The organism is Echinicola jeungdonensis, from assembly GCF_030409905.1.
Lineage (GTDB): Bacteria > Bacteroidota > Bacteroidia > Cytophagales > Cyclobacteriaceae > Echinicola > Echinicola jeungdonensis.
Genome location: NZ_JAUFQT010000001.1, coordinates 880,317 through 903,960, shown reverse-complemented (window position 1 = coordinate 903,960; position 23,644 = coordinate 880,317). Strand labels below are relative to the sequence as shown.

Here is a 23,644-nt window from a genome sequence, read left to right as displayed (position 1 = left end):
AAATATGACCATTTGCAAAAAATGTGGGGTAGAACTGGATCCGGATTTGGAGGTATGTCCTTTGTGTAAAACCCCATTCAATCAGGGAGTTCCTGCAGAGGAAGGTGCAAAGATAGCCAATAAAAAGCCTGGATGGAACAAAGCTATCTACAATGAAAAACGTAGGATGAGCAGGCCTCAGAAGAAGGCAGTCTGGGAATTGGTCTCCATTATTCTTATCCTGTTAATTGTAACTACCTTCCTCATCAATTTCATCATCAATAATGAAATTTCCTGGTCAGAGTATCCTGTAGCTGTTTGTCTGGTTATTTTCTCCTATGTGACCTCCTTTGCTTTCCTGATCAAAAGGAGAGAAATTCAGCTTCTCTGCGCTTTAATTGCAGCCTCTTTATTTATTTTGGGGCTTGATTTCTTTACCAGGGGTAATAACTGGGCACTTTGGTTGGGAATTCCCCTTTTATTTTATTCAAATATCATTTTTATTGGGTTGTTATCAGTTTTCCGAATTACCACGCAAAGAGGAATAAACTTAATCGCCTATTCCTTCCTGGCTGCGGCCTTACTTTGCGTTGGCGTGGAAGCAGTAATTGATATGTATATTTTCAACCATATCCAGATGTTTTGGAGTTTAATTGTGGGGGCCTGTGTAATACCTGTGGCGGCCGTTCTGCTATTTATGCACTACAGGATGAAAAAAGGCCGTGATCTCTATAAAACTTTTCATATATGAATAACTTTTAAGGAGAAAGCCATTATCACTCGAGCTTTAAGCTCCTTTCGGATTATTATAAGCACAGTTTTTCTACCATATGCAATATTCAAATTATTAAACTACAATCATCTAACAATCTCATTAACATTAGGTAACTTAAGCGAATACAAAAGCTTGTTTATCTATACCTATGAGACTCATTATTAAACGAAAAGATGTAAAAGTATATCCGGATGTAAAGCGGGTGATAGCCCGCTTTTTCTTTTCGGGGAAAGATAGGGCAAAGGGGGTGATTTTGAGGGTAATGGAAATGAGTGACGAGAAGGTTTTCGGGACCATCTCTCCGACTCTTCAGGAGTATTCCAAGAGGCATCGGAACATTACCAAAATTTTCTACAGGCATTGTGGAAGGTTAAAAAACCTTTTTGAAGAGCTGGGGATCCCTTATGATGAGTTGGAAAATTACCGTAAATTGCTAATCGGTTCTTTTTTCACCCATGAGTATTCTATTGAATCAGCCGCATTTTTTAACCCTTCTATGGTGGAGGACCTTGATCAGACTGGCCTGGAGGAAGGACAGAAAAGGGTCATCATGAGCTTCAGGGCTGTAGGTGAAGGGCATATCTCTTCTATCGCTTTCCGCAGGGCTCTGCTGGATAAAAATGGTGACATAAGCGTAGTTCCGGTGGGGAATCATGTAGATGAAGCTGAGATCATCCATAGTGCTGCGTATGAAAAAGCCGCATTTTTTGATAATACCTTTAGCGGACGCATCGATCCCCGCATCCTGAAGGAGGTAGCTGGCCAGCTGGGCGAGCATTTTGATTACAATTTCCTCAAACAGGTAATCCTTGAAAAGATAAAAGGGGAGCAGGAAAAGCGGGTAAAGCTTGAGTATGAAAAAGTGTTATGGCTGGCTGATTCCTATTACCAGATTACCTTCTCGCTCGATACGGATATTTCTGACAGGGTGATTTTTCCGATTTCGGAGTTTGAACGAAAAGGGATTGAAGATGCCCGTTTTGTTCGTTTTACGGAAGAGAATGGAGAGATTGTTTATTTCGCTACCTATACCGCATACGATGGGGAAATTATTGTACCTAAGATGCTGAAAACACATGATTTTTATAATTTCAAGATCATGCCGATGTATGGTGCAGGAGCTCGAAATAAGAATTTTGCACTCTTTCCACGTAAGATAGGGGGCAGGTTTGTGATGGCTTCCCGTAATGATGGTTGCAACAATTTCATCATGTATTCTGACCAACTTAACTTATGGGAAAACCCCGTCCAGATACTACAGCTAAAATACCCTTGGGAGCTTACTCAGGTAGGGAACTGTGGGTCGCCTATTGAAACAGAGTGTGGTTGGCTCCTGATTACCCATGGAGTGGGGCCTATGCGGCAGTATTGCATAGGTGCCAGTTTGTTGAAGCTGGATGATCCGACCATCGAAATTGGACATTTGGAAGAGCCTTTGCTAATTCCAAAACAAAATGAGCGGGAAGGATATGTGCCCAATGTACTTTATTCTTGCGGTTCTATTGTTCACAATGGACAGCTGGTCATTCCCTACGGCTTGTCAGACTACTGTTCTTCCTTTGCAAGTGTAGACCTTAATTCCCTGCTGGATAAGTTACGAAACACGCCCAGTTCACTTTAAAATCTGTTCATAAAGTCGAAGGTAATCTGCGGCCATTTTTTCCTGGGAAAATTTTGATATACTCCATTGCCGACAATAGGAGCGTTCGATTTGCTTAATTTGTTGCACAGTCTCCACTGCTTCTTGGACATTATTCACCAAAAAGCCGGTTTTTTCCTGTTGGATGAGCTCTGGCATAGAACCTCTGTTAAAGGCAATGACAGGAGTGCCGCATAGCATTGCTTCTGCCACACTTAAACCGAAGGGTTCATCAAAACTGATGGGATGTAGGAGTGCACTTGCCTTGCCAAGGAGCTCGTTCCGTCTCTTTGGCCCGGCAGCACCCAAAAATATAATCTGATCATTTAAAAATGGCTTTACCTGTTCGTTATAATAGGTCTGATCTTGTATAACTCCAGCAATGAGCAGTTGTTTTTTACTTTGCAGGGCTATTTGGATGGCTTCAGCTGTTCCTTTGTGGGGATGGATTCTCCCAAAAAACAGTAGATACTCTTCGGGTTGTTTAGTAAAAGAAAAATCATTAGTCCGAATACCATTGTACACAGTGCCGGCGTATTTTAACAGTGGAGAGCGATCGGCGTTGCTGATGGAGGCGTAATGGGTTGTCGAATTGAATTTCTGATAAACTGGAAGGATGCGGGGAGAGGAAAAGCCGTGAATGGTACTAAGCATAGGGGTGGAAATGAGCCTGGAATAGCTTAGGGGCAAAAAATCAAAATGGTTGTGGATGATGTCGAAGCCCGCTGCTTTTTCCATAAGATTGCTGATATGAAGGCATTCTACCACTTTCGCATCCTGTGTCCTGACTTCTTCATAGGCACGTTCAATTACCGCATCCAACTTTCCGGTAGTAACAGAATCTGCGGTAGCAAAGAGGGTTACATCCGCACCTTCCTGAAGCAGGCCTTCGGTTACATTGGAGGCCACCTGTTCCCAAGGACCGTAGTGACGGGGTGGAGTGCGCCAGGCGATAGGGGCTAATATGGCTATTTTCATATAGTAGAATGTCTGCTTTTTAACCAGAAAAAAGGAAGCATGAGAAGAGCAGGGCCCTGTTTAAAGCCCGTCTTCTAAGTCTGAAATATTGGTTAGCTTACAAAACCTTCTTCGGGTTGTTTGGTTCCACGGTTACCGCATGGTCATATTCATGTTCCATTTCCAAGGCCTTTAAGACGGTAAGATTTGAGATCAGGTAAGCGAGGGTACTTTCTGCTCCCTGATTTCGGTTAAGGGCAGTTTCCTGTAAGCCATCGCAGCAACCCTTCGTTTCATGGTCGTATAGGGGAACCCGTAGAATGTTTTCGCCCAGGAACCACTGATAGCTCTTAAACATTCTTTCAATATAGGACGGATGATGGCTGTTTTCGTATGCCTTAAGGTACATCAACACCATGGCCATCGTTTCAATAGCCTGCTGGTCAAAAACCTGGATTTCCTGATCTCGATAGTACCAACCGCGGTTTCCAACAGGGCTAAGAAATCCATCTCTGAAGCTAAGCTTATCCAGGAACTTTAGTGATTCGAAGGCTATTTCACGGACTTTATTATTTCCGGTTATTTCACAGGAGTGAAACAACGCCAGCGGTAAAATGGCATTATCGTATGTAAGCTTTTCTTCGAACCAATTCCAGTCTTTCCTGCAATTCTGATAATAGGCATTCAATAGGGGAGAAGTCAGCTCATTTAATTCCCGAAGCATCTCCTCATTATCCGGGTGTGATTTTAAAAAGTATGAAATACCAATAATTGTATTGGCCATTCCTCTTAGATGGTGCAGGTCCTTAAAATGAGGAACGGAATTGTAGAAGAGCTCGCCGGCAAACTCCCGGTAGGAATTGTTGGGAGCACAGTTTACCAGGAAACCCAGCGACCATATGGTACGGCCAAAAGCATCTTCAGAACCGATTTCATCCAGGTATTCCCTTCTAAAGCTCAGGAAATTGCCGAAGTTTCCGTTTTTCCGCTGCATATAGTGAATAAAGCTAAGGTAAATGGGAATCAGCTCCAATGCTTCCTGGCTTTTGTTCCGCTGGTATGCCATAAGGGCCATAATGAGGGCACGGGCATTATCATCCAGGCAATAGCCTTCTTTCAGGTTTGGAATCCCATATTTAGCATGTTGTACAATGCCCGTACCATCCGTTAACCTGCGCGCATGAATCAGACTAAAGGCAGGTATCCTATCTGGATCTACTATCTGGCGTATTTTCTTTACAGTAAATGCCTCTTTATCGATTGCATCCTGCAAGATCCGAATATATTGAGCACCAATTTTGGGCCAGCGTAAATGAAGACCATAATCATATGCATTCTTCTTAATGGAATTGCGCTTTTGGGGTTGGTCAAGTAGGTTATTAATGGTATCGGCCAGCCCTTCAGCGTCTTTAAACCTGAACAGGCATCCTCTTTGTTCATCGAGCAGTTCCAGTGCATGCCAGTAGGGGGTGGAAACAATAGCTGCACCAGCTCCCACAGCGTAGGAAAGGGTGCCACTGGTAATTTGGGCCTCATTCAGGTAAGGCGTAACATATATATGAGCAGCTGTCAGATAATTAATAAGTTCCTCGTCTGTCACAAATTTATTTACGAAGGTGAGATGATTTTCTACTCCTAAACGAACAGCCAAACGCTTCAGCTGATCGCGGTATTCCTCTCCCGTATTTTTTAAAATTCCAGGGTGAGTTTTGCCCAGCACTACATACATTACATCCGGATATTGAGCGACTATTTTAGGCAAAGCCTCAATAACGGTTTCCAGTCCTTTATTTGGACTCAAAAGCCCAAAAGTAAGGAGTACCCTGTGATTCAGGAAGGGGGGAGTCTTTGTTAATGGATTGTTTTCCGGAGCTTCCAGATCAGGTACACCATGCTCTATATAATGGATCTTGGTTGAGGGTATACCATAAACAGACTTGAGGAATTGCATCCCGCGGAGACTCATGACCACCAAGCCTGCAGAACATGCTGCAATTTCCTGAATGATCAGCTTTTGGGTGTGAGAAGGTTCTTTTAAAACAGTATGTAAAATGGTGAAAAGTGGTTTCTCCAGACGGTTTAAGAGGGGGAGAATGTAAATGCCGCTTTCTCCTCCAAAAATTCCAAATTCATGTTCCATGACCACCACCTGGGCTTCACTGGTGTTAATAAAATTGGCTGCCTGTATGTAATCCTGCTGGTAGTTCTCCCGGAAGATCGCTTTTACATGGTCCGGATAAAAACCTGTAGGAATTTCTTCGCCATCATGAACAGCTATTCCAAAGCTTTTTTCGTAGGAGGATTGGTCCGGGAAGTTTACCCGAAGTGCCTTCTCCAGATTATCGTTAAAAGTGGCAATTCCGCATTTTCGGGGAAGGTAGGTAGATATGTAAGCTATTTTCATAATTCTGATTTAAAATCTAAAGATATTGATGTAAGGACTGCTTTCTGGAAACAAATCTACCGGTTACTACCGGTCCATTCCGAGCTTTGTGCTGCTTGATTTGTTAAGATTAAGTTTGGCTAAAGAGCGTTTTGCAGGAAAAATGTAAGATTCCTGAAGTTCAGCTCATAGGGGTGATGAAATTAAATAAACTGCCCCAGGGGAAACCAAATTGTAAACATTTCCTTCTAAACTTCTTGTTGCTTTAAATCCTTTTTGAGAAATGTGTAGCTCTGATTGAATTCCAACGTAGTCCAGTACAGGAATAGATAATAATACAACTACTGGCATACCTGTTTTGGCTTCCTGTGTAAACCCTTTTCCCTCAGGTGAGTAAGCCTTGCAAACTGATCTTTCGAAAGGATTTTTTTCCTGTGCCTGACAATCGGATACCGGAAAGGTAAAGAGCTCATTAGTAAGAGTTATTTTTTCATTTCACCTTTTTTTGTGGGGCACTTCTGTTTTGCCAGCTTTTAAAAGCTGATAGGACAAAGGTGATGGTTTTTAGGCTATTAAGGGTTGTACAAGATAGGGAGGAAGTTACATATATCCTATGTTTTAAAACCATATTCTGAGGTTTTCCAGAAATTGGTTGTTGGGAGGAACTTTAAAATGGAGAGGATAAAAAAAGTAAATGAAAAGCGGGCAAAGTAGGGCTAAAGTGAAAAAAAAATCGACATGCTTTTAGTTAGTATTTTAGAAAATAAAATTGTATTAATTTGTATAAATAATTTTAAAATATTTTTAATTTGATAAAATATATAATTATAAGATTCTTATGCATAAAAGAGATTATATAATAAATGGGATTGGCTTTATCCTGTTCTTTTTCCTTTTTGCCAATTATTCCGGTGATGGTAAATGCCACCATTGGGGAAACTCCAATGATTCTTTGGGTAGTCCCGTTTCCTCAATTTCCACCTCGGATTATTCACAGTCCCAGGGGATTATTTTGGCACTTTTTTTAATGGCTTTAGCCAAGCCAACAAAAACCAACCTTAACAAGTTTTTATTCCCCCAACAGGCTTATTGGCCATCTTGAGAGAAAAGGCAGGTCTTGTACGCTTTTCCAGTAGATTGTTTTGCATTACGCCTTCCCTTGGCATAAGGGAGATCATTTTTCCTAGGGGCTGTGAGTTGAGATCAGTAATGAAGGAGGTTTGGCAAGGTCTCATCCCCTAACAGGTGTTCTCACAAATTCCCTTCCTTTGGATGGGGATCTTTTAATTTTATTAAAGTAAAAGAAGAATCCTTGTAGAAAATTAACAATTATATAACATTGTATTCTTAAATAAAAAGCTGTTTTTCATTCAATTTGTATCCGTGTTAAGAGGAACACTTTCCTGTTAATGATGCTGTAATATTAAACACTCCCAGAAGATGGTTAGCAGGCTCTTCTTTGGGGGAATCGCTTTTAACTTGAAAGCAATATATAAGGTACTTTTGTCATGCTGACGATAGGAAGCATCTTTTCGAATTCGTATCGCTAAGATGGTTTTAGTTTTCAATATCGATATTGATCCTGTCAGGACCCCTCCCTTGTCGGGATGACAAAACGCTCTCAGAATGCAGGTGCCCTTTGAGTAAGAAACCTCATATCTAAAGGCGATTTCCCTGGGCCCTTCTTAAGGAGGGCAGATATTGAGTATCTATTATGCTACTTTCGTTTCAGTTGATTAAGGTCATCTGAGAGGGTTTGAACCTGGTTAAAATACCTTTTCTATTGTTAAATCAGTAGGCAAGGACAAGCACCTACCGGGAATTACTGCAGCAGAAAAGAGAAGGATGAACTGAATCTTTTAAATGAACACGTTTTATATGCATACTGCCAGCCGAATGGAATAGAAGATTTCAGGCTGGTAGTTGAATGGTTTCTTCAAAAATATTACTTTCGATACTATGTATTCAAACCGATTAAAAATTTCGACCCTTTATGCTGCTTTCATCTTTGGAAGCGCATTGACGTTAGGTAGCTGTGGTAGCCAAAATAGTAAGTCAGGAGCAAATGGAGAGCTTTCCGGTAGTGTTCAAGTTGACGGCTCTTCAACAGTGTATCCGGTAACTGAGGCTGTTGCGGAAGAATTCCGCAGAGAGGCGCCAGACGTTAGAGTAACGGTTGGAGTATCTGGCACAGGGGGAGGAATGAAGAAGTTCTCCAGAGGGGAGATTGATATAGTGGATGCTTCCCGGGCCATCAACGAGGCCGAAAGTGCAGTTGCAAAAGAAAATAACATCAGCTTTGTTGAACTACCTGTAGCCTATGATGGCCTGACAGTAGTGGTACATTCGGAGAATGACTGGGTGGAAGAAATTACCCTTGCCGAACTCAAGAAAATATGGGAACCTGCAGCTCAGGGTACCATAACCCATTGGAACCAGGTTCGGCCGGAATGGCCAAATGAAGAAATTCACCTGTATGGTCCGGGGGTGGAGTCGGGTACCTACGACTACTTTACAGAAGCGATAGTAGGAGAAAGCCATTCAAGCAGGGGAGACTATACCGCCAGCGAAGATGATAATGTACTGGTGCAGGGAGTCTCCACTGACCCTTATGCACTTGGTTTCTTTGGCTATGCTTATTATGAGGAAAATCAGGATAAGCTAAAAGCAGTGGCTGTAGATGACCAGAATGAGAGCAATGGACAGGGTGCCATCCTGCCTTCGCGAGAAACAGTAAAGGAGGGAACCTATGCTCCGCTTTCCCGTCCTTTGTTCATCTATGTAAATTCCAATGCAACAAAGCGGCCGGAAGTAGTAGAATTTGTCAATTTCTATCTCGATAATGCCGCCACTTTAAGTGAAGAAGTAGGGTACATCCAGCTTCCGGAAGAAAATTACCAGGAACAGAAAAAGAAATTTGAGCAGTTCGTTCAGGAAAACAGTCAGCAGTAAGCAGCTGAAATTTCTTTTTACTTGCTAAACAGAACATCTTGAGGATAAAGGAAAAAGTTATTGAAAGCATGCTCGCCTTGGCGGCAATCCTTACGGTGCTGATAACGGTAGGCATCATCTGGGTGCTGGTATCCGAATCCTTCGGCTTCTTTCAGGAGGTTTCCATTTTTCGTTTCCTTACCGAAACCGAGTGGACCCCTCTTTTTGCGGACAAGAAGTTTGGGATAATGCCATTGGTTGCGGGCACTTTCTTAACCACTCTTATTGCCATAGCGGTGGCTTTGCCACTGGGGCTTACGGCGGCTATTTATTTGAATGAATATGCGCCGGGGCGAATGAGGCAAATTGTAAAGCCTGTGCTGGAACTGCTTGCCACGATTCCTACCGTGGTTTACGGATTTTTTGCACTAACGGTAGTAACACCATTTCTGCAGAATTTCATTCCTGCCCTGGCTGGTTTCAATGCCCTGTCTGCTGGTATTGTGATGGGGATAATGATTATTCCGATGATATCTTCACTAAGTGAAGATGCCATCAGTGCTGTTCCACGTTCATTGCGTGATGCGGCTTATGGCATGGGGTCGACCCCTTTTCAGACCGCTTTTAAAGTGATGGTGCCTGCTGCTTCTTCGGGAATTGTGGTTTCCGTTATCTTGGCGATATCCAGGGCCGTGGGTGAAACCATGATTGTGGCCATTGCCGCTGGTCAGCAGCCCCGTCTTACCCTAAACCCCTTAGTTCCTATTGAAACCATCACTACCTACATAGTACAGGTAAGTTTGGGTGATGTTCCGCATGGTTCACTGGAATATAAAACCATCTTTGCAGCAGGTATTACTTTGTTTGTTTTCACCTTTTTGCTGAATAACATCAGCTTCTGGATCAGAAGAAAATATCAGGAAAAGTATGACTAATTCTGAATTAAATCGCTTAAAGGATAAAATCTTCCAGGTTTTTGGCCTATTCTGTACCTTTTTAGGATTGGTTGTTTTGGCTATCTTTCTCATTGATATACTGCTGGAGGGGCTTGGTCGTATCGATTGGGATTTCCTTACCAGTCTGCCTTCCAGGAAAGCAAGCCGGGCAGGAATTCTTACTGCCTGGGCGGGAACACTTTGGATATTAGTCCTTACCGCAATTATTGCCATTCCATTAGGTGTGTCGGCAGGCGTTTATCTGGAAGAATATGGGAAAAAGAGTAAAATGGCCAACTTCCTGGAAATAAACATCAGCAACCTGGCTGGGGTACCCTCTATTATTTACGGGTTATTAGGACTTGAGATATTTGTCCGCCAGATGCATTTGGGTGGGAGCCTGCTTTCCGGAGCACTTACGCTTTCCCTGCTGGTTCTTCCCATTATTATTGTTACGACCAGGGAAGCATTAAAAGCAATCCCACAAAGCTTGCGGGATGCTTCCTCTGCACTTGGTGCATCCAAATGGCAAACCATTTGGATGCAAGTATTGCCTGCCGCTTCCGGGGGAATAATGACAGGTATCATCTTATCTCTTTCAAGAGCAGTGGGAGAGGCAGCTCCCCTTATTGTTATCGGAGCATTAGCCTATGTTCCCTTTGTGCCAGAAACCCCGATGGACGAATTTACTGTACTCCCTATCCAAATATTTAACTGGGTCACCCGGCCTCAGGAAGAATTCTTAATTAATGTTGCTGCAGCAATTATCGTTTTATTATTGATTACATTTATGCTGAATGGTGTCGCCGTATATCTTCGTTACCGTCAGCAGAAAAAAGTTAAGTGGTAAGTTCTTTATGAGTAAACAATATAAATTTGAGGCCAAAGAAGTGAATGCTTATTATGGTGATTTCCATGCTATTAAAGGGATAAACCTGGCAGTGGAAGAAAAAGGAGTAACGGCTTTTATTGGTCCTTCTGGATGTGGTAAATCAACCTTCCTCCGCCTCTTTAACCGAATGAATGATTACATTGAAGGCTTTAGGCTGGAAGGAAAGATTTTGCTGGACAATAAGGACATCTATCGCAAAAAAGTGCAGGTGGATGAGCTCAGGAAAAAGGTAGGTATGGTTTTTCAAAAACCGAATCCTTTTCCCAAGTCTATCTTTGAAAATGTTGTTTACGGGCTTAGAATCCAGGGAATCAATAAAAAGAAGGTGCTTGAAGAAGCAGTGGAGAGTTCCCTGAAGCAGGCCGCTCTTTGGGATGAAGTAAAAGACAAGCTCCATAAATCAGCGCTGGCTTTATCCGGCGGGCAACAGCAGAGGCTTTGCATTGCCCGGGCTTTAGCCATTGAGCCCACCGTACTCCTTATGGATGAGCCAGCCTCAGCGCTGGATCCGATTTCTTCTGCCAAGATCGAAGAACTGATTTATGAACTTAAAGAGCAGTATACGATTGTTATCGTTACCCACAATATGCAACAGGCGGGCAGGGTGAGTGATTATACCGCTTTTTTTCTTTCAGGAGAGTTGGTTGAATACTCTAAAACCAAAACCTTATTCACCAGCCCCCATGATAAAAGAACGCAAAACTACATTACCGGTCGTTTTGGTTAATTGTATAGTTTTTAAGCCTGGGCTATTGTCAATAAGAAAGCCTGATGGTTGGTGTTCAGGTAGGTACTGGTACTAATACCTTCTTGACATTATCAAAAATTTTAATATTTTATTTAAGCCACTGTTTTAAGCATATTTAGTATGTCACACATAGATATTGAAATAAAGCAACTGAAAGAGAAACTCATGGAAATGTGGGACCTGGTAGGGGAGCAATTGCATAAGGGGCAGGAAGCCATGATGAACTCTAATAAAGAAACTGCAAAGGAAGTAATTAAACTGGAGAGGAAAGTCAATAACTACGATATTAAAATCGATAGGATGTGTGAAAACTTTTTTGCGCTGTTTACCCCCGTAGCAGTTGACTTGCGGACGGTTCTTGCTATCCTGAAAATTAATGCTAATCTGGAGCGGATAGGAGATACAGCCAAAGGAATTGCTTATTTAGTAAAAAAGCATGAAGTGCCTTTAGACCCATTGCTTTTAGAAAAGACGCAGGTCCAATTCATGTATGAGGAAGCGATTAATATGTTTGAAGATTGTCAAAAGGCCTTTATAGAAAATGATACCACCCTCGCCAAAGAACTAATTAAGCGCGATAAGGTATTGAATAAAATTTATCGAAAATCGGATAAAACGGTTTTAACCTATGTTAAAGATGCTCCTGAAAAAATAAAGCAGGGCTTGATCTTGCTTTCCATCATTAAAAGGCTCGAACGGGTAGGAGACCAGGTATCCAATATTTCGGAAGAAATAATATTTTACAGGGAGGCTAAAGTTGTCAAGCATAAAGTCAAAAAGAAGAAAAAGGAATAAACCCGATTTTATTTTTTATGTAGGTCCGCAATCGTGCCAGTAATTTCCAAAACCAGAAGAGGTCCGCGAACCAGATTGCCGTCAGGCAAGTTTACAGCGATAAGCACTAATTTTATTTGAGTATCCGGAACTTTACACGTTTCGTAATAATTTATTGTTCTTCCTTAGTTTTTAGGATTCAACACTTTTTCATCAAGGGCAAAGTGTCCAACCCCGAAAATTTTCAGGGCAAGCCCTGTGAAGTATCTTTCAAATTGGGCCAGTTTCATCTTCGATTAAGGTTTCGTTTGCCCAATTGCTGCGGGCTAAAAATGAATGGATCCGCGAGCTACTTCATTTTTTAAACGCCCGTCTCAACTGAACAAAAACCAGATGCTTCAAAGGTCGCCCAAATGGTCATACTTAATATTTCACACTTCATTAACCACATGCAAGTAAGCGGATAGTCAGTTATTTGATTATTGGCCCAAATTCAAATGATATTCGCCAGTATATTTTCTTACTGGCACAAAAGCGTATAATCATAACCTATTAACCTCAGTTCGATTTAATAAAACGTCATACTAAATTAGTGGTGGGGAGGATGCCATGGCAATCCCGTAAAAATGAGATTGCGCACCCTTTTTCCCTCCCTATCCCTAGCGCTAAAGGGTTTTCAAAGACCTTAGCGATTTTAATATTCTACTTTTAAAATCGAAATCAGGTTATTATTTGAAGTAAAAAACCTGGTCGGAGTATGTTAATTTGTTTCTGGGATTTTTTCAGATGGTGGAACTGTAGAAACGAAGGGCTTATCTACTGCCCAATGGTCAAACTGCAGCGATCTTTGCTCTTTTTCATGGTTTTGTTGTACCACTGTATATGATGCTCCAAAGTGCTCCAGGAAACCCAAAGTTAGTTTAATTACCGTCCAGAAAAGAAGATAAATTCTGGTTGTGCAAAAAATGGATTTGTTCATTCAAGGATTAATTTGTAAAATGCAATCGATTGCGCAATCCTTTGCAGTTTATGGAATTAATAGTCAATAATAAATCCCAATCATAAATATGAATTTTAGAAATATGCTATCTCATTTGAGAGGAAAAAGGGTAAAAGCCAAATCCCTTTAAAAAATTTGTATAAACAAGACATCATTATTTGGCTCTCGGATTTTTTTATATCTCAATTCCCCCTATTTATTCTTGAAAAGTCAATGACCTTTGATTTTTTTCAAGTTTAATTAGGGTTCCTTCTGTAGGATTAGTAAGAAAAATATAGTATCACCTTTTTTTAAGGTGATTATCTGTAGATAAAGCTTCAAAATGCAATGATTTGATTGAGGGAAAAGGGAGATTCTAAAGGGTAAGTGCTAGTCCTGAAGATAATTTAGGCTTAATAAAATCAATTAATAACGAACATGAGAAAATTAATAAACCCATTATTGTACTTGGCCCTAGGAATTATGCTGAGTTTTGGATGTAATTCTGAAGAAGAAAATCCTGGAGATGGCAATAACAACTCAAATGCGAAAGAGGAAGATGCCTATGCATTTCCCGGAGCCGAAGGTTTTGGTCAGGAAGTTACAGGTGGTCGAGGAGGTCGAGTCATAAAGGTTACCAACCTGAATGACTCTGGGGTAGGAAGTTTTAGAAATGCAGTGGAAGGAGTAGGACCAAGGATAGTTGTTTTTGAAGTTTCAGGAAACATAGAATTGGAAAGAGGCATTACCATCCGAAATAAAGATATAACCATTGCAGGCCAAACGGCGCCAGGGGATGGAATTACCATCAAAAATTATTCGGTTGTAATAGGTACGGAAAATGTGATAATCAGGTATCTGCGATTTAGAATGGGGGATACCGGGGCCCAGGAAGCAGATGCTTTGGAAGGAAGGTATCAAAAGAATATAATAGTTGACCACTGTTCATTGAGTTGGTCCACTGATGAGTGCGGCTCTTTTTATGGAAATAACAACTTCACTTTGCAGTGGTCTATTCTCACTGAAAGTTTGAAAAATTCTGTTCATGAAAAGGGAAGCCATGGATATGGAGGAATATGGGGAGGTAAAAATGCCTCTTTTCACCACAACCTTTTAGCACATCATGACAGCAGAAATCCGAGGTTTGACCACCCAGGCGTTTATGGTAGCATTGAGGAAGAAGAGGAAATGCGGGGAGATGTGGATTTCAGAAATAATGTGATTTATAATTGGGGCGGATTGCCTAGCTATGGAGGGGAGCGAGGCACCTTCAATATGGTTAATAATTATTACAAGCCAGGTCCTGCTTCAAGAACCACCAATATATTTTTACTGGCCTATAAACAGGCGACCAGCTCTGCTCCGGTTTATGGATATGGAAAGTTTTATATTGAAGGAAATATTTTGGAAGGCCGGCCGGCCGTTGCCGATGATAACTGGTTAGGGGTTGAAGCAAAAGGAGGTTCCTTTCAGGATGAAGAAGGAATGAAATTGGATAATCCACTTGGAGGTGGAGATTTGGTGACCACACATGATGCGGAAACTGCCTATGATAAGGTTTTGGCCTTGGCAGGAGCTAGTTTAAATAGAGATGCTGTGGATGCAAGGGTAGTGGATGATGTCAAAAATGGAACCTATTATGGTCCAGGATCCAATGGAAGTGACCTTGGCATCATTGATAGTCAAAGTGATGTAGGAGGATGGCCTGAATTGCAATCAGGGGATCCGAGAACAGACACTGACGGGGATGGCATGCCTGATGAGTGGGAATTGGAAAATAGTTTGGACCCAGAGGCCAAGGATCATGACGGAAGGGACCTTAGCACAGCATATGACAATGTTGAAGTATATATCAACTCACTGGTAGAAGAAATTACAGAACAGCAAGAGTAAATATTGGAACAGTTTGAATTGGAAAAAGGTCGCTTTTTGAGCGGCCTTTTTTGGTTTGGGGCAAACTTAAAAACTGACCGCAATGGTAGCTAGGTAATTCGCTGGGTGCGCAAGTGGAAACCGAAAGCATTTTCACTAAAAAGGGTAGAGGTATATGAGGTTTTGTAGGGAAAGTATTTGAATTGTTATCTTCTATGTGATCAATGTTTACATTAATCTACCATCCACCGGTATGGGTTGATCACGCTTTTATGAGTGTTAATTCCTTTGGGGGGTAAAACTAGCTTAACCGTTATATAAGTCAAGATTAAATTTTTCTTTGTACTTTTCTTTTGGTAAGACACTAATTTTTCTTGAACAAGTGCTTAATTCCTCAAGTAATTAGTCTTTAGTATTTTCAAAATCTATAAAAGTATTACTTAATATGGCTTTCCCCTCCAAATTATTCAATACAACTTCAATTGCTTTAAGCTCTACGCAGAATTTATAACATAGGTCGTTAACTTCATCTACTTCTTTGCTGATTGGCTTTAATAATTTAACTTCTTCTTATATATAGCTTACTATATTTCGAATGGAAATCAAAATTTAAATCTTCAATTTGTAGCCTGTAATTTGGGGTTTCAAAGGGATGGCTAAGAATTGTTTTGGTTACATCCTTTTGAAAAATAAATAGTATCCGATTAAAGGAGTCATAAAAATCTAATAATGCCTTTTTGTTTTCATCATTCCATTGACTTCTTTGGTTGTTTAAATAAAGCACTTCTGTTTTTACTATTTCAACTTTTTGAGTTATTTCTTCTATGTCTTCCTTTGTGGCAACACTTTTTCCTTTTTCTGTAAAGTAACTTTTAAAAAATGCTAAATAAAGGCCACCTAAAATAAAAAGTATATCTAATAAGATTCTGTATTCGTTCATTATTTTACTTTTTTAATACTTAATATAATTCAACTAAAGGGTTTTAATGGTCTCTTTAGATTATAGGCATTTCTTCCAAGCTTAGTTAATTTATAGGCTTTTGACCTTGTGAGGTTCACTATTTCAATGTATCCCAAATCTATTAGTTCGTTTAGTTCATTTTCGTATTTGGTTAGGTTACTGTCATTAAGAGGTAGTCCTACATTCCTATAATTAGGATTGTTTTTGAATAATTCGATCACTTTATTTTTCATGTAAGTAATATAGTTATGTTTTGGTTAAAATGAAATTATATTCTGAAAAATATATTTAACCCTTTTTTATTTGTATTAAAGTTTTGAACATCCTCAAATAATAATATTATATTTGGTTATAGAGGTTATTGCTTATGATGAAGTTACAGTGTTTACGATATTGATGGAAGGTGTTTGACGAGTTGACTGTTTGTTACTGCAAAAAAAAATAAATTGGGGTGAAATCAGTGCAAGGTTAGATCCTTTGGTGAAAATTAAAGTTCTAGAAGAAAAAAGGTTAAATAAATAATAAAAAATAACTCTTTGTCACTTATTTGGCGCTAGGCAAAAAAAAGAAAGCCTTGCAGATCGCTGATCTACAAGGCTTTGCGTAATTAGGTTGCAGAGGAGGAGGGATTCGAACCCCCGGTACCTCGCGGTACAACGGTTTTCAAGACCGCCGCAATCGACCACTCTGCCACTCCTCTAGGTCTTATGCGTATATGTTGAAGACATTTGTGATTGTCTTACGGTTTGCAAAGGTAAGTGTTCATTTTATTTATACAACAATAACAGGGTTAAAAATTTCACCTTTAATATAAGTTGCTGGTTTACCGATTGATAAATTTGCTGACATTTTTCCTTTCCGCAGCTTTGTCCAGGCTGACATTGATTTCAAAGCATATCAAAATAATAAAGCTGGTGATCAAAAGCCAAAACATCAGCGCTATCATAGTTCCTATGGATCCATATAATTTGTTGTAGGAGGCAAAATTGTTTAAATAATAAGAAAACAAGTAAAAGGCAATGGTGATCAACAAACCTGCTGTAACTGAGCCTGTGGAGAAAAACCGCCATTTATCATGTACTGCAGGTGCAAACCTGAAAATAAAGGAAGTGGCCATCATAAATAAGAATAAAAGTGCAAAAAAACGAAGCAGGGCTACCAGGAAATAAAGGAAGTTATTGGAGACAACCCCATATTCTGTTAGTAAAAGCAGGGCCTTGCTACCCAAAATCATTACCAAAACGGCAGCACAAATGTCCAGGATTAAAACAAAATTGATAAGGACGGCAAATGCTCTTGTTTCCAGAAATCCGCGGGTATCTTTGGTGCGGTAACAGGCATTGAAAGCATTGATTAGGCTAACCGTTCCGTTGGTAGCCAGATAAAGGGCCAATAAAAAACCAAAGGAAAGCAATCCCTGCCTTGGTCTGCTGATTATGTCCAGGATGGTGGCTTCCGTTCCAGAATACAAGGATGGAGGCATCACCTCTTTGATAAAAAGCAGAATATTGTCCGTGGTTACCTCTGGAAAGAGGAATTCGATAAAAGGCAAGGTGTTCAGCAAAAACAGGAGTAAAGGGAACATGGCCACCGTAAAGTTGAAAGCCACCGCATAGGCCCTGTCATCAATTTCGTCCTTTTTTAATTGATGGATAAAAATCTTGCCTACATCATAAATGTTTTGGTCCCTGTTCCCAAAATGTATATGACGAAGTTTCTGAGCCTGTTTGTCAACAAGGTCCAGTATTCCAGGTAAATGTTTTTTGACCATTGATGGAGTCAGACTAAAAATATGGTTTTAATAAATCTAACAAATCCTGTGGAGGTCTACATGGTCGATGGCTGTCTTTTTTTAAAAAAGTCAAATTGGTATCTGCTTTATTGATCAGCGCTCCGGCTTCATTGTAAACCTCATAAAAGAACTGGATTTTTGCCCCAGGCATTTTAGGGATTATTGTTTTGATGGTCAGCAATTCGTCATATTTGCCCGGTTTGAGGTACTGGCAATGGCTTTCCAGGACAGGCATCATGATGCCGTTTTCTTCCATTTGTTTGTATGAAAATCCAATGCTTCTTAGTGCTTCCACCCGGGCTACTTCAAAATACATGGCATAATTGCCATAATAGACATAACCCATTTGGTCGGTTTCTGCATAACGGACGCGGATCTGTGTGCTGGCTTCAAACATGGTTATTCAAATACTTTGGCTTCATTTAAGGCTTTTTGGTATTTTCTGGCCTGATTTAAATGGTCCCTGAGGTTGGTGGAAAATACATGATACCCGGAAAAATCTTCTTTGGCACAAAAGTAAAGGTAATTATGTTCTTCATAATTCAATACTGCATCCAGAGAAGAAATATCGGGCAAATTGATTGGCCCAGGGGGAAGTCCAGCATATTTATAGGTGTTGTAGGGGCTGTCGATTTTTTTGTGTTCATTAAGCACCCTCTTGATACTAAAATCCCCTAAGGCAAATACCAGGGTAGGATCTGCCTGTAAAAGCATGTTCCTCTCCAATCTGTTAATATAAACTCCAGCCACTTTTGGTCTTTCATCCTTTTGAACAGTTTCGGCTTGTACAATAGAAGCCAGGGTGGCGACTTCATTTCTGCTCATGCCCAGGCTCTTAGCTTTTGCCTGCCGTTCATTGGTCCAAAACCGGTTATATTCCTGGTACATCCGGTCAAAGAGTTTTTCTGGGGAAGTATCCCAATATACCTCATAAGTGTTGGGGATAAACATGCTCATGACAGTGGCTTCGTCAAAATCAAATTTCCGGATATAGCTGCTGTCCTGGAGTAACTCCATAAACTGGTTTTGACTCATTTCCAGATTTTGGGTGATTTTTTCTGCCAAGTCCTCCTTAGTTCTTATATTATTAAAGGTTAAGTTGATTGGTGTTTGCCTTCCAGACCTTAATAAGGTGACCAGCTCCCTGTTGGACATTTTAGGTTGGATGGTATAAAGGCCGGGTTTGATGTTTTCCTGGTACTTCATCACCTTGGCAACAAAGCTAAAAGACACCACATCATGGATTTGGTCATTGAGATATAGGCTGTCTGAAACCTGTTTGAAAGTAGCCCCGGTTGGGATTTTCAAAGTTTGAGGTTCCACTTCTTCAGTCAGGGCATTGGGACTAAAGAATACCTGGTAAAAATAAAAAACCATGGTGGTCACCAGGATAGAAAGGGTCACCATGAGGATGGTATATATTTTATGCTTTTTCTTAGGAGTCATAAAGGGAATTTGGCTTGTTCCAAGATTTTGGCAAAAATAGGGAATAAAAATTAAAATGGAGTGGTCAGGCAGGTTAGAAGAAAAGGTTCGATGTACAAAGAATTTCAACTTGGATAGGGGCTTGTGTCTGGTATTTTGGTGAAATAGAGAAATTGGTCCATTTCACTATTGGATATAGTTAAATAAATCCTAATAAGATTAGCCGTGCAAATCCACTTCTTGAAAATCACTTCAGAAAAAAGCCTGCCAAATCTTTGTAAATTACTTAAACAAATAGAAATTGTAATACTTTTAATATTCAATAAAGTCACCAATTATGTCAGCAGAACTGATCAGGATTTATGAAGAAAACCCCAACCCACGCCATATTAGGAAAGTGGTCGACGTGCTTAGGCGGGGAGGGGTAATCATTTATCCCACCGACACCATTTATGGTATGGGCTGCGATATCAGTAATCAAAAGGCCATAGAACGGGTTTGTCAAATTAAAGGTGTAAGGCCGGACAAGCAGAATTTTTCCTTTATTTGCTATGATTTAAGCAATATTTCCGAATACACAAAAGTCTTAAGTAACCCGGTTTTTAAGGCAATGAAAAAAGCCCTTCCGGGGCCTTATACCTTCCTGCTGAATGCCAATAACAAAGTGCCCAAATTACTGAACAGTAAAAAGAAAACCGTGGGGATAAGAGTTCCTGACCACTCCATTCCCCGGACTTTGGTCAAAGAGCTTGGGCAGCCTATCGTAACTACTTCTATCAGGGATGAAGATGATGTGTTAGAATACAGCACGGATCCGGAACTGATTTATGAAAAGTACAGGGACTTGGTAGATATTGTGATCGATGGGGGATATGGTCATAATATAGCTTCTACCGTGATTGATTGTACTGGGGATGAATTTGAAATTGTGCGGGAAGGTTTGGGAGATTCTGCTGAAATAATTTGATAAATTCTTTACTAATGGTTTTTTTATTTCCATCTGAATATTTCAAACACTTGGCTATGTGATCATATTCTATGCCCATCCCTTGTCATGAATCCTGAAGGCCAATTTGATGTTTTTAACCTTACCTTTATAGATAAATTCGAACTGATTTTTGTTGGAAGATGGGGTGAAGACAAAGGACAGATAAGAGTGGCCCGAAATACAATAACCCAAAATGACCTTGTTTTTAAAAGTCAAAATGGAAATTGGGGCAAGGTTCCGGGGGATTAACTAGTTTTATGTACTTTTGGCCATGGAAAAAAGTATCGTTGTTGATTTATTTTATTTGCCTCCCATTGAATTTTTTACTGCTATCCAGGACTATGATAGGATTCTGGTTGAGCGGTCAGATAATTATCAAAAACAAACCTATCGTAACCGGGCTCAAATCAGGCTGGCCAACAAAGTGGAGACTTTGAGCATCCCGGTTTATGGAGGCAATAAAAAGAAAAAATATTCCCAAATTAAAATTGATTATGATCAAAAATGGACGAATGTCCATCTCCGCGGCATTCAAAGTGCATATGGAAAAGCGCCTTTTTTTGAACATTTTTTTCCGTATTTAGAAGATGTCTACAAGAAAAAGATTGACAATTTGTATGATTTTAATTTGGAATTGCTGACACTTTGTCTGGCATTACTACGTATGAATATAGAGGTGACAGAAACAAGCCAGTACAGGGAATATGGGCAGGAAACTGACTTGAGGGGAGTGATAAAAACCAAGGAAACCTACTCGGAAAGGGCTATTTATCAACCAAACCCATACATGCAGCTTTTTGGCTCAGACTTTGTACCTAATTTAAGTGTAATCGATTTGTTGTTCTGTGAAGGACCCCATTCATTGAGAATCCTCCAAAATTCTCGGAAAATCGAATGAACAATCTCCAAAAGGATTGTGTTTTTAAAACAAATTCGGTAACATTAGATATAGATTTCACATAAATCAGAAAGGAACCAAATGGAAGCAAAATTTTCAAATAGAGTCAAAGAGGTGATCTCTCTAAGTCGTGAGGAGGCATTGCGCCTGGGGCATGACTACATCGGGACAGAACACCTCTTACTGGGCATGATCCGTGAAGGAGAGGGTGTCGCTGTTTCCATTCTCAAAAAATTAGGGGTGCCTTTGGATGAGCTGCGTAATTCAGTAGAGCGTGCTGTAAAGGGGACTGCCAACCATAATGTGAAAAATCTGGCCAATATTCCACTGACCAGACAGTCAGAAAAAGTGCTTAAAATCACTTATTTGGAGGCCAAGATTTTCAAGAGTCAATTGATTGGCACCGAACACCTTTTGCTGTCCATTCTTAGGGATGAAGATAACATAGCTACCCAAATCCTTCATAAATTTGATACCAACTATGATACTGTAAAAGAAATGTTGGAATTCCAAACTGATCAGAATCCTCGGTCCGGTGCTGAGGCGGATGATACAGATGAGGAAAGCTCCAAGCTTTTTGGATCCTCTGGTGGTTCAGGAGGAGGGGGAAAAGGGTCCTCTGAAAAATCAAGGACTCCGGTGCTCGATAATTTTGGCCGTGACCTGACTAGAATGGCCGAGGATGATAAACTTGACCCGATCATTGGTAGAGAAAAAGAAATTGAAAGGGTAGCTCAGATCCTTTCCAGGAGAAAGAAAAACAACCCGATACTTATTGGTGAACCTGGTGTTGGTAAAACCGCCATTGCTGAAGGTTTGGCCCTTAGGATTGTGCAGAAAAAAGTTTCCCGTGTGCTTTTCAATAAGCGCGTGGTAACTTTAGATCTGGCCTCCTTGGTAGCAGGTACCAAATACAGGGGACAATTTGAGGAAAGGATGAAAGCTGTCATGAATGAGTTGGAGAAATCTCCCAATGTGATCTTGTTCATAGATGAGTTGCACACCATTGTTGGGGCAGGAGGAGCTAGTGGTTCCTTGGATGCATCCAACATGTTTAAACCTGCCTTATCCAGGGGGGAAATCCAATGCATTGGTGCAACAACCTTGGATGAATACAGACAGTACATCGAAAAAGATGGTGCGCTTGCACGTCGTTTCCAAATGGTAATGGTAGATGCTACTACTCCAGAGGAAACCATTCAGATATTGAATAATATTAAAGATAAATATGAAGACCACCACAACGTTAATTATACCCCTGAGGCTATTGATGCTTGTGTGAAATTGTCTGATAGATATATTTCTGACCGATTCCTTCCGGATAAAGCAATAGATATCCTGGATGAGGCAGGTGCCCGTGTGCATATTAACAATATTCACGTGCCTGATGAAATCCTTAAGCTGGAAGAGGAGGTTGAAAATATCAAGCTGGAGAAAAACAGGGTGGTCAAAAGCCAAAAATATGAAGAGGCAGCACAGCTAAGAGATCGGGAGAAAAAGCTCCTTGAACAGCTGGATAATGCCAAAGCCAAATGGGAAGAGGATAGTAAAACCAAGCGTTATACCGTAGAAGAGGATAATGTTGCAGAGGTGATTGCCATGATGACCGGCATCCCTGCTAAACGAATTGCCCAAAATGAAGGTGTTAAACTGCTGAACATGGGCAAAGAGTTGAGTGGACAGGTGATTGGTCAGGAAGATGCAATCAAAAAATTAACCAAAGCCATCCAACGTACTAGGGTTGGGTTGAAGGATCCTCGCAAACCAATTGGTTCTTTCATTTTCCTAGGTCCTACCGGGGTCGGAAAAACAGAATTGGCCAAAACTTTGGCCAGCTACCTGTTTGATAAAGATGATGCCCTGGTGAGAATTGATATGTCCGAGTACATGGAGAAATTTAGTGTTTCCCGATTGGTGGGGGCACCTCCAGGTTATGTGGGTTATGAAGAAGGTGGACAGTTGACTGAAAAAGTAAGAAGGAAACCTTATTCTGTGGTCTTGTTGGATGAGATCGAAAAAGCACACCCGGATGTATTTAACTTGTTGTTACAAGTACTGGATGATGGTATCCTAACGGACGGATTGGGTAGAAGGGTTGACTTTAGAAATACAGTCATCATCATGACCTCCAACATTGGGGTTCGTGACTTGAAAGATTTCGGAGCAGGAATTGGCTTTGCTTCCAAAGCTAAAGAAGAGAATATGGACGAAGTTATGAAGTCCACCATTCAAAATGCCCTAAAAAAAGCTTTCAGCCCTGAATTCCTGAACAGGTTGGATGATGTAGTGGTCTTTAATGCCCTTAACAAAGAGCATATCCACAAAATCATTGATATTAGCCTTGAAAAACTGTTCAGTAGGATTACCGATCTTGGGTTCAAGATCGAGTTGACCGACAAAGCCAAGGATTTCCTTTCTGACAAAGGTTATGATCAGCAATATGGAGCAAGGCCTTTGAACAGGGCCATCCAAAAATACCTTGAAGATGCCATTGCAGAAGAAATCCTCCGTGGAGAACTCTCAGAAGGGGATGTAATCAAAGCGGATTATTCCGGTAAAGGAGATGAACTAACCATTTCGGTCAAAAAAAAGGAAAAAGCTGATTAATCATATTAAAAACTGCTAACAGCCTAAAGGTGGTCTTGTAAAAGGCCGCCTTTTTCTATGTGAAAATTTTTAGATTTATTAACGTTCCTTTACCAATATTTGGTTTCCT

21 protein-coding genes and 1 tRNA gene are annotated in these 23,644 nt (G+C 40.5%); 12 read left to right on the top strand and 10 right to left on the bottom strand.

Translation table 11 applies throughout. The annotated features are described in order from the left end of the window. The first annotated feature begins 4 nt into the window (after window positions 1–4). Window positions 5–730, top strand: coding sequence for a DUF6320 domain-containing protein (locus tag QWY93_RS03925; protein WP_290246878.1), 726 nt, complete (start codon window positions 5–7; stop codon window positions 728–730). 172 nt (window positions 731–902) lie between these two features. Continuing rightward, complete coding sequence (locus QWY93_RS03920; protein ID WP_290246877.1) at window positions 903–2,375, top strand: glycoside hydrolase family 130 protein; 1,473 nt, start codon at window positions 903–905, stop codon at window positions 2,373–2,375. On the opposite strand, the gene QWY93_RS03915 is transcribed toward QWY93_RS03920, so the two are convergent. The 3 genes from QWY93_RS03915 to QWY93_RS03905 form a co-directional block, all read right to left on the bottom strand. After that, window positions 2,367–3,371 (bottom strand): glycosyltransferase family 4 protein, encoded by a 1,005-nt coding sequence (locus QWY93_RS03915; RefSeq protein ID WP_290246876.1) that lies wholly within the window; start codon window positions 3,369–3,371, stop codon window positions 2,367–2,369. The genes QWY93_RS03920 and QWY93_RS03915 overlap by 9 nt on opposite strands. Before the next feature lie 97 nt (window positions 3,372–3,468). Next, on the bottom strand, window positions 3,469–5,754 hold the full coding sequence (locus tag QWY93_RS03910) for a glycosyltransferase family 4 protein (protein WP_290246875.1): 2,286 nt from the start codon (window positions 5,752–5,754) through the stop codon (window positions 3,469–3,471). 165 nt (window positions 5,755–5,919) lie between these two features. Further along, window positions 5,920–6,084 (bottom strand): hypothetical protein, encoded by a 165-nt coding sequence (locus QWY93_RS03905; protein WP_290246874.1) that lies wholly within the window; start codon window positions 6,082–6,084, stop codon window positions 5,920–5,922. A gap of 487 nt (window positions 6,085–6,571) precedes the next feature. On the opposite strand from QWY93_RS03905, the gene QWY93_RS03900 reads away from it, so the two are divergent. The 6 genes from QWY93_RS03900 (at window position 6,572) to phoU (ending at window position 12,034) form a co-directional block, all read left to right on the top strand. Beyond that, on the top strand, window positions 6,572–6,835 hold the full coding sequence (locus tag QWY93_RS03900; RefSeq protein ID WP_290246873.1) for a hypothetical protein: 264 nt from the start codon (window positions 6,572–6,574) through the stop codon (window positions 6,833–6,835). An 857-nt stretch (window positions 6,836–7,692) separates the two neighbouring features. Beyond that, window positions 7,693–8,685, top strand: coding sequence for a PstS family phosphate ABC transporter substrate-binding protein (locus QWY93_RS03895; RefSeq protein ID WP_290246872.1), 993 nt, complete (start codon window positions 7,693–7,695; stop codon window positions 8,683–8,685). Window positions 8,686–8,723: 38 nt separating this feature from the next. After that, on the top strand, window positions 8,724–9,599 hold the full coding sequence (gene pstC / locus QWY93_RS03890; protein ID WP_290246871.1) for a phosphate ABC transporter permease subunit PstC: 876 nt from the start codon (window positions 8,724–8,726) through the stop codon (window positions 9,597–9,599). Continuing rightward, on the top strand, window positions 9,592–10,449 hold the full coding sequence (gene pstA / locus QWY93_RS03885) for a phosphate ABC transporter permease PstA (RefSeq protein WP_290246870.1): 858 nt from the start codon (window positions 9,592–9,594) through the stop codon (window positions 10,447–10,449). The genes pstC and pstA overlap by 8 nt, the downstream gene beginning before the upstream one ends. Before the next feature lie 7 nt (window positions 10,450–10,456). Continuing rightward, on the top strand, window positions 10,457–11,218 hold the full coding sequence (pstB, locus tag QWY93_RS03880) for a phosphate ABC transporter ATP-binding protein PstB (protein WP_290246869.1): 762 nt from the start codon (window positions 10,457–10,459) through the stop codon (window positions 11,216–11,218). Window positions 11,219–11,359: 141 nt separating this feature from the next. Continuing rightward, window positions 11,360–12,034, top strand: coding sequence for a phosphate signaling complex protein PhoU (gene phoU, locus QWY93_RS03875; protein ID WP_290246868.1), 675 nt, complete (start codon window positions 11,360–11,362; stop codon window positions 12,032–12,034). 739 nt (window positions 12,035–12,773) lie between these two features. On the opposite strand, the gene QWY93_RS03870 is transcribed toward phoU, so the two are convergent. Further along, a complete protein-coding gene (locus tag QWY93_RS03870) occupies window positions 12,774–12,992 on the bottom strand; it encodes a hypothetical protein (RefSeq protein WP_290246867.1) in 219 nt (72 codons plus the stop codon). Window positions 12,993–13,430: 438 nt separating this feature from the next. Between QWY93_RS03870 and QWY93_RS03865 the strand changes: the two genes are divergently transcribed. After that, entirely contained in the window at window positions 13,431–14,885 is a 1,455-nt protein-coding gene (locus QWY93_RS03865) for a pectate lyase family protein (protein WP_290246866.1), read from the top strand. 538 nt (window positions 14,886–15,423) lie between these two features. On the opposite strand, the gene QWY93_RS03860 is transcribed toward QWY93_RS03865, so the two are convergent. From QWY93_RS03860 to mltG, 6 genes are all read right to left on the bottom strand, one after another. Continuing rightward, the gene (locus QWY93_RS03860) at window positions 15,424–15,804 is read right to left on the bottom strand and encodes a hypothetical protein (RefSeq protein ID WP_290246865.1); all 381 of its coding nucleotides are present in this window, start codon (window positions 15,802–15,804) and stop codon (window positions 15,424–15,426) included. A gap of 29 nt (window positions 15,805–15,833) precedes the next feature. Then, entirely contained in the window at window positions 15,834–16,058 is a 225-nt protein-coding gene (locus QWY93_RS03855; RefSeq protein ID WP_290246864.1) for a hypothetical protein, read from the bottom strand. A 382-nt stretch (window positions 16,059–16,440) separates the two neighbouring features. Next, a tRNA-Ser gene (locus QWY93_RS03850) sits at window positions 16,441–16,525 on the bottom strand. A 123-nt stretch (window positions 16,526–16,648) separates the two neighbouring features. Next, window positions 16,649–17,596 (bottom strand): YihY/virulence factor BrkB family protein, encoded by a 948-nt coding sequence (locus QWY93_RS03845; protein ID WP_290246863.1) that lies wholly within the window; start codon window positions 17,594–17,596, stop codon window positions 16,649–16,651. Between the two features lie 13 nt (window positions 17,597–17,609). Further along, window positions 17,610–18,014 carry an acyl-CoA thioesterase gene (locus QWY93_RS03840; protein ID WP_290246862.1) on the bottom strand — a complete coding sequence of 135 codons (405 nt, stop codon included), beginning with the start codon at window positions 18,012–18,014 and terminating at the stop codon, window positions 17,610–17,612. A gap of 2 nt (window positions 18,015–18,016) precedes the next feature. Then, window positions 18,017–19,063, bottom strand: a complete 1,047-nt coding sequence (mltG, locus tag QWY93_RS03835) for an endolytic transglycosylase MltG (RefSeq protein ID WP_290246861.1) — start codon at window positions 19,061–19,063, stop codon at window positions 18,017–18,019. Between the two features lie 316 nt (window positions 19,064–19,379). Here mltG and QWY93_RS03830 point away from each other — a divergent pair, with 316 nt between their 5' ends. From QWY93_RS03830 to QWY93_RS03820, 3 genes are all read left to right on the top strand, one after another. Beyond that, a complete protein-coding gene (locus QWY93_RS03830) occupies window positions 19,380–20,009 on the top strand; it encodes an L-threonylcarbamoyladenylate synthase (RefSeq protein WP_290246860.1) in 630 nt (209 codons plus the stop codon). 292 nt (window positions 20,010–20,301) lie between these two features. Continuing rightward, window positions 20,302–20,928 (top strand): WbqC family protein, encoded by a 627-nt coding sequence (locus QWY93_RS03825; protein WP_290246859.1) that lies wholly within the window; start codon window positions 20,302–20,304, stop codon window positions 20,926–20,928. An 81-nt stretch (window positions 20,929–21,009) separates the two neighbouring features. Beyond that, the gene (locus tag QWY93_RS03820; protein WP_290246858.1) at window positions 21,010–23,535 is read left to right on the top strand and encodes an ATP-dependent Clp protease ATP-binding subunit; all 2,526 of its coding nucleotides are present in this window, start codon (window positions 21,010–21,012) and stop codon (window positions 23,533–23,535) included. Window positions 23,536–23,644: the final 109 nt, after the last annotated feature.

Excerpts from the sequence above, each read along its gene's own strand:
- QWY93_RS03865 (WP_290246866.1), top strand. The coding sequence starts at position 13,431 with ATGAGAAAATTAATAAACCCATTATTGTACTTGGCCCTAGGAATTATG.
- mltG (WP_290246861.1), bottom strand. The coding sequence starts at position 19,063 with ATGACTCCTAAGAAAAAGCATAAAATATATACCATCCTCATGGTGACC.
- QWY93_RS03830 (WP_290246860.1), top strand. The coding sequence starts at position 19,380 with ATGTCAGCAGAACTGATCAGGATTTATGAAGAAAACCCCAACCCACGC.
- QWY93_RS03845 (WP_290246863.1), bottom strand. The coding sequence starts at position 17,596 with ATGGTCAAAAAACATTTACCTGGAATACTGGACCTTGTTGACAAACAG.
- QWY93_RS03900 (WP_290246873.1), top strand. The coding sequence starts at position 6,572 with ATGCATAAAAGAGATTATATAATAAATGGGATTGGCTTTATCCTGTTC.
- QWY93_RS03915 (WP_290246876.1), bottom strand. The coding sequence starts at position 3,371 with ATGAAAATAGCCATATTAGCCCCTATCGCCTGGCGCACTCCACCCCGT.
- QWY93_RS03870 (WP_290246867.1), bottom strand. The coding sequence starts at position 12,992 with ATGAACAAATCCATTTTTTGCACAACCAGAATTTATCTTCTTTTCTGG.
- QWY93_RS03925 (WP_290246878.1), top strand. The coding sequence starts at position 5 with ATGACCATTTGCAAAAAATGTGGGGTAGAACTGGATCCGGATTTGGAG.
- QWY93_RS03905 (WP_290246874.1), bottom strand. The coding sequence starts at position 6,084 with ATGCCAGTAGTTGTATTATTATCTATTCCTGTACTGGACTACGTTGGA.
- QWY93_RS03860 (WP_290246865.1), bottom strand. The coding sequence starts at position 15,804 with ATGAACGAATACAGAATCTTATTAGATATACTTTTTATTTTAGGTGGC.
- QWY93_RS03825 (WP_290246859.1), top strand. The coding sequence starts at position 20,302 with ATGGAAAAAAGTATCGTTGTTGATTTATTTTATTTGCCTCCCATTGAA.
- QWY93_RS03820 (WP_290246858.1), top strand. The coding sequence starts at position 21,010 with ATGGAAGCAAAATTTTCAAATAGAGTCAAAGAGGTGATCTCTCTAAGT.
- phoU (WP_290246868.1), top strand. The coding sequence starts at position 11,360 with ATGTCACACATAGATATTGAAATAAAGCAACTGAAAGAGAAACTCATG.
- QWY93_RS03840 (WP_290246862.1), bottom strand. The coding sequence starts at position 18,014 with ATGTTTGAAGCCAGCACACAGATCCGCGTCCGTTATGCAGAAACCGAC.
- QWY93_RS03895 (WP_290246872.1), top strand. The coding sequence starts at position 7,693 with ATGTATTCAAACCGATTAAAAATTTCGACCCTTTATGCTGCTTTCATC.
- QWY93_RS03920 (WP_290246877.1), top strand. The coding sequence starts at position 903 with ATGAGACTCATTATTAAACGAAAAGATGTAAAAGTATATCCGGATGTA.
- pstA (WP_290246870.1), top strand. The coding sequence starts at position 9,592 with ATGACTAATTCTGAATTAAATCGCTTAAAGGATAAAATCTTCCAGGTT.
- pstB (WP_290246869.1), top strand. The coding sequence starts at position 10,457 with ATGAGTAAACAATATAAATTTGAGGCCAAAGAAGTGAATGCTTATTAT.
- QWY93_RS03855 (WP_290246864.1), bottom strand. The coding sequence starts at position 16,058 with ATGAAAAATAAAGTGATCGAATTATTCAAAAACAATCCTAATTATAGG.
- QWY93_RS03910 (WP_290246875.1), bottom strand. The coding sequence starts at position 5,754 with ATGAAAATAGCTTACATATCTACCTACCTTCCCCGAAAATGCGGAATT.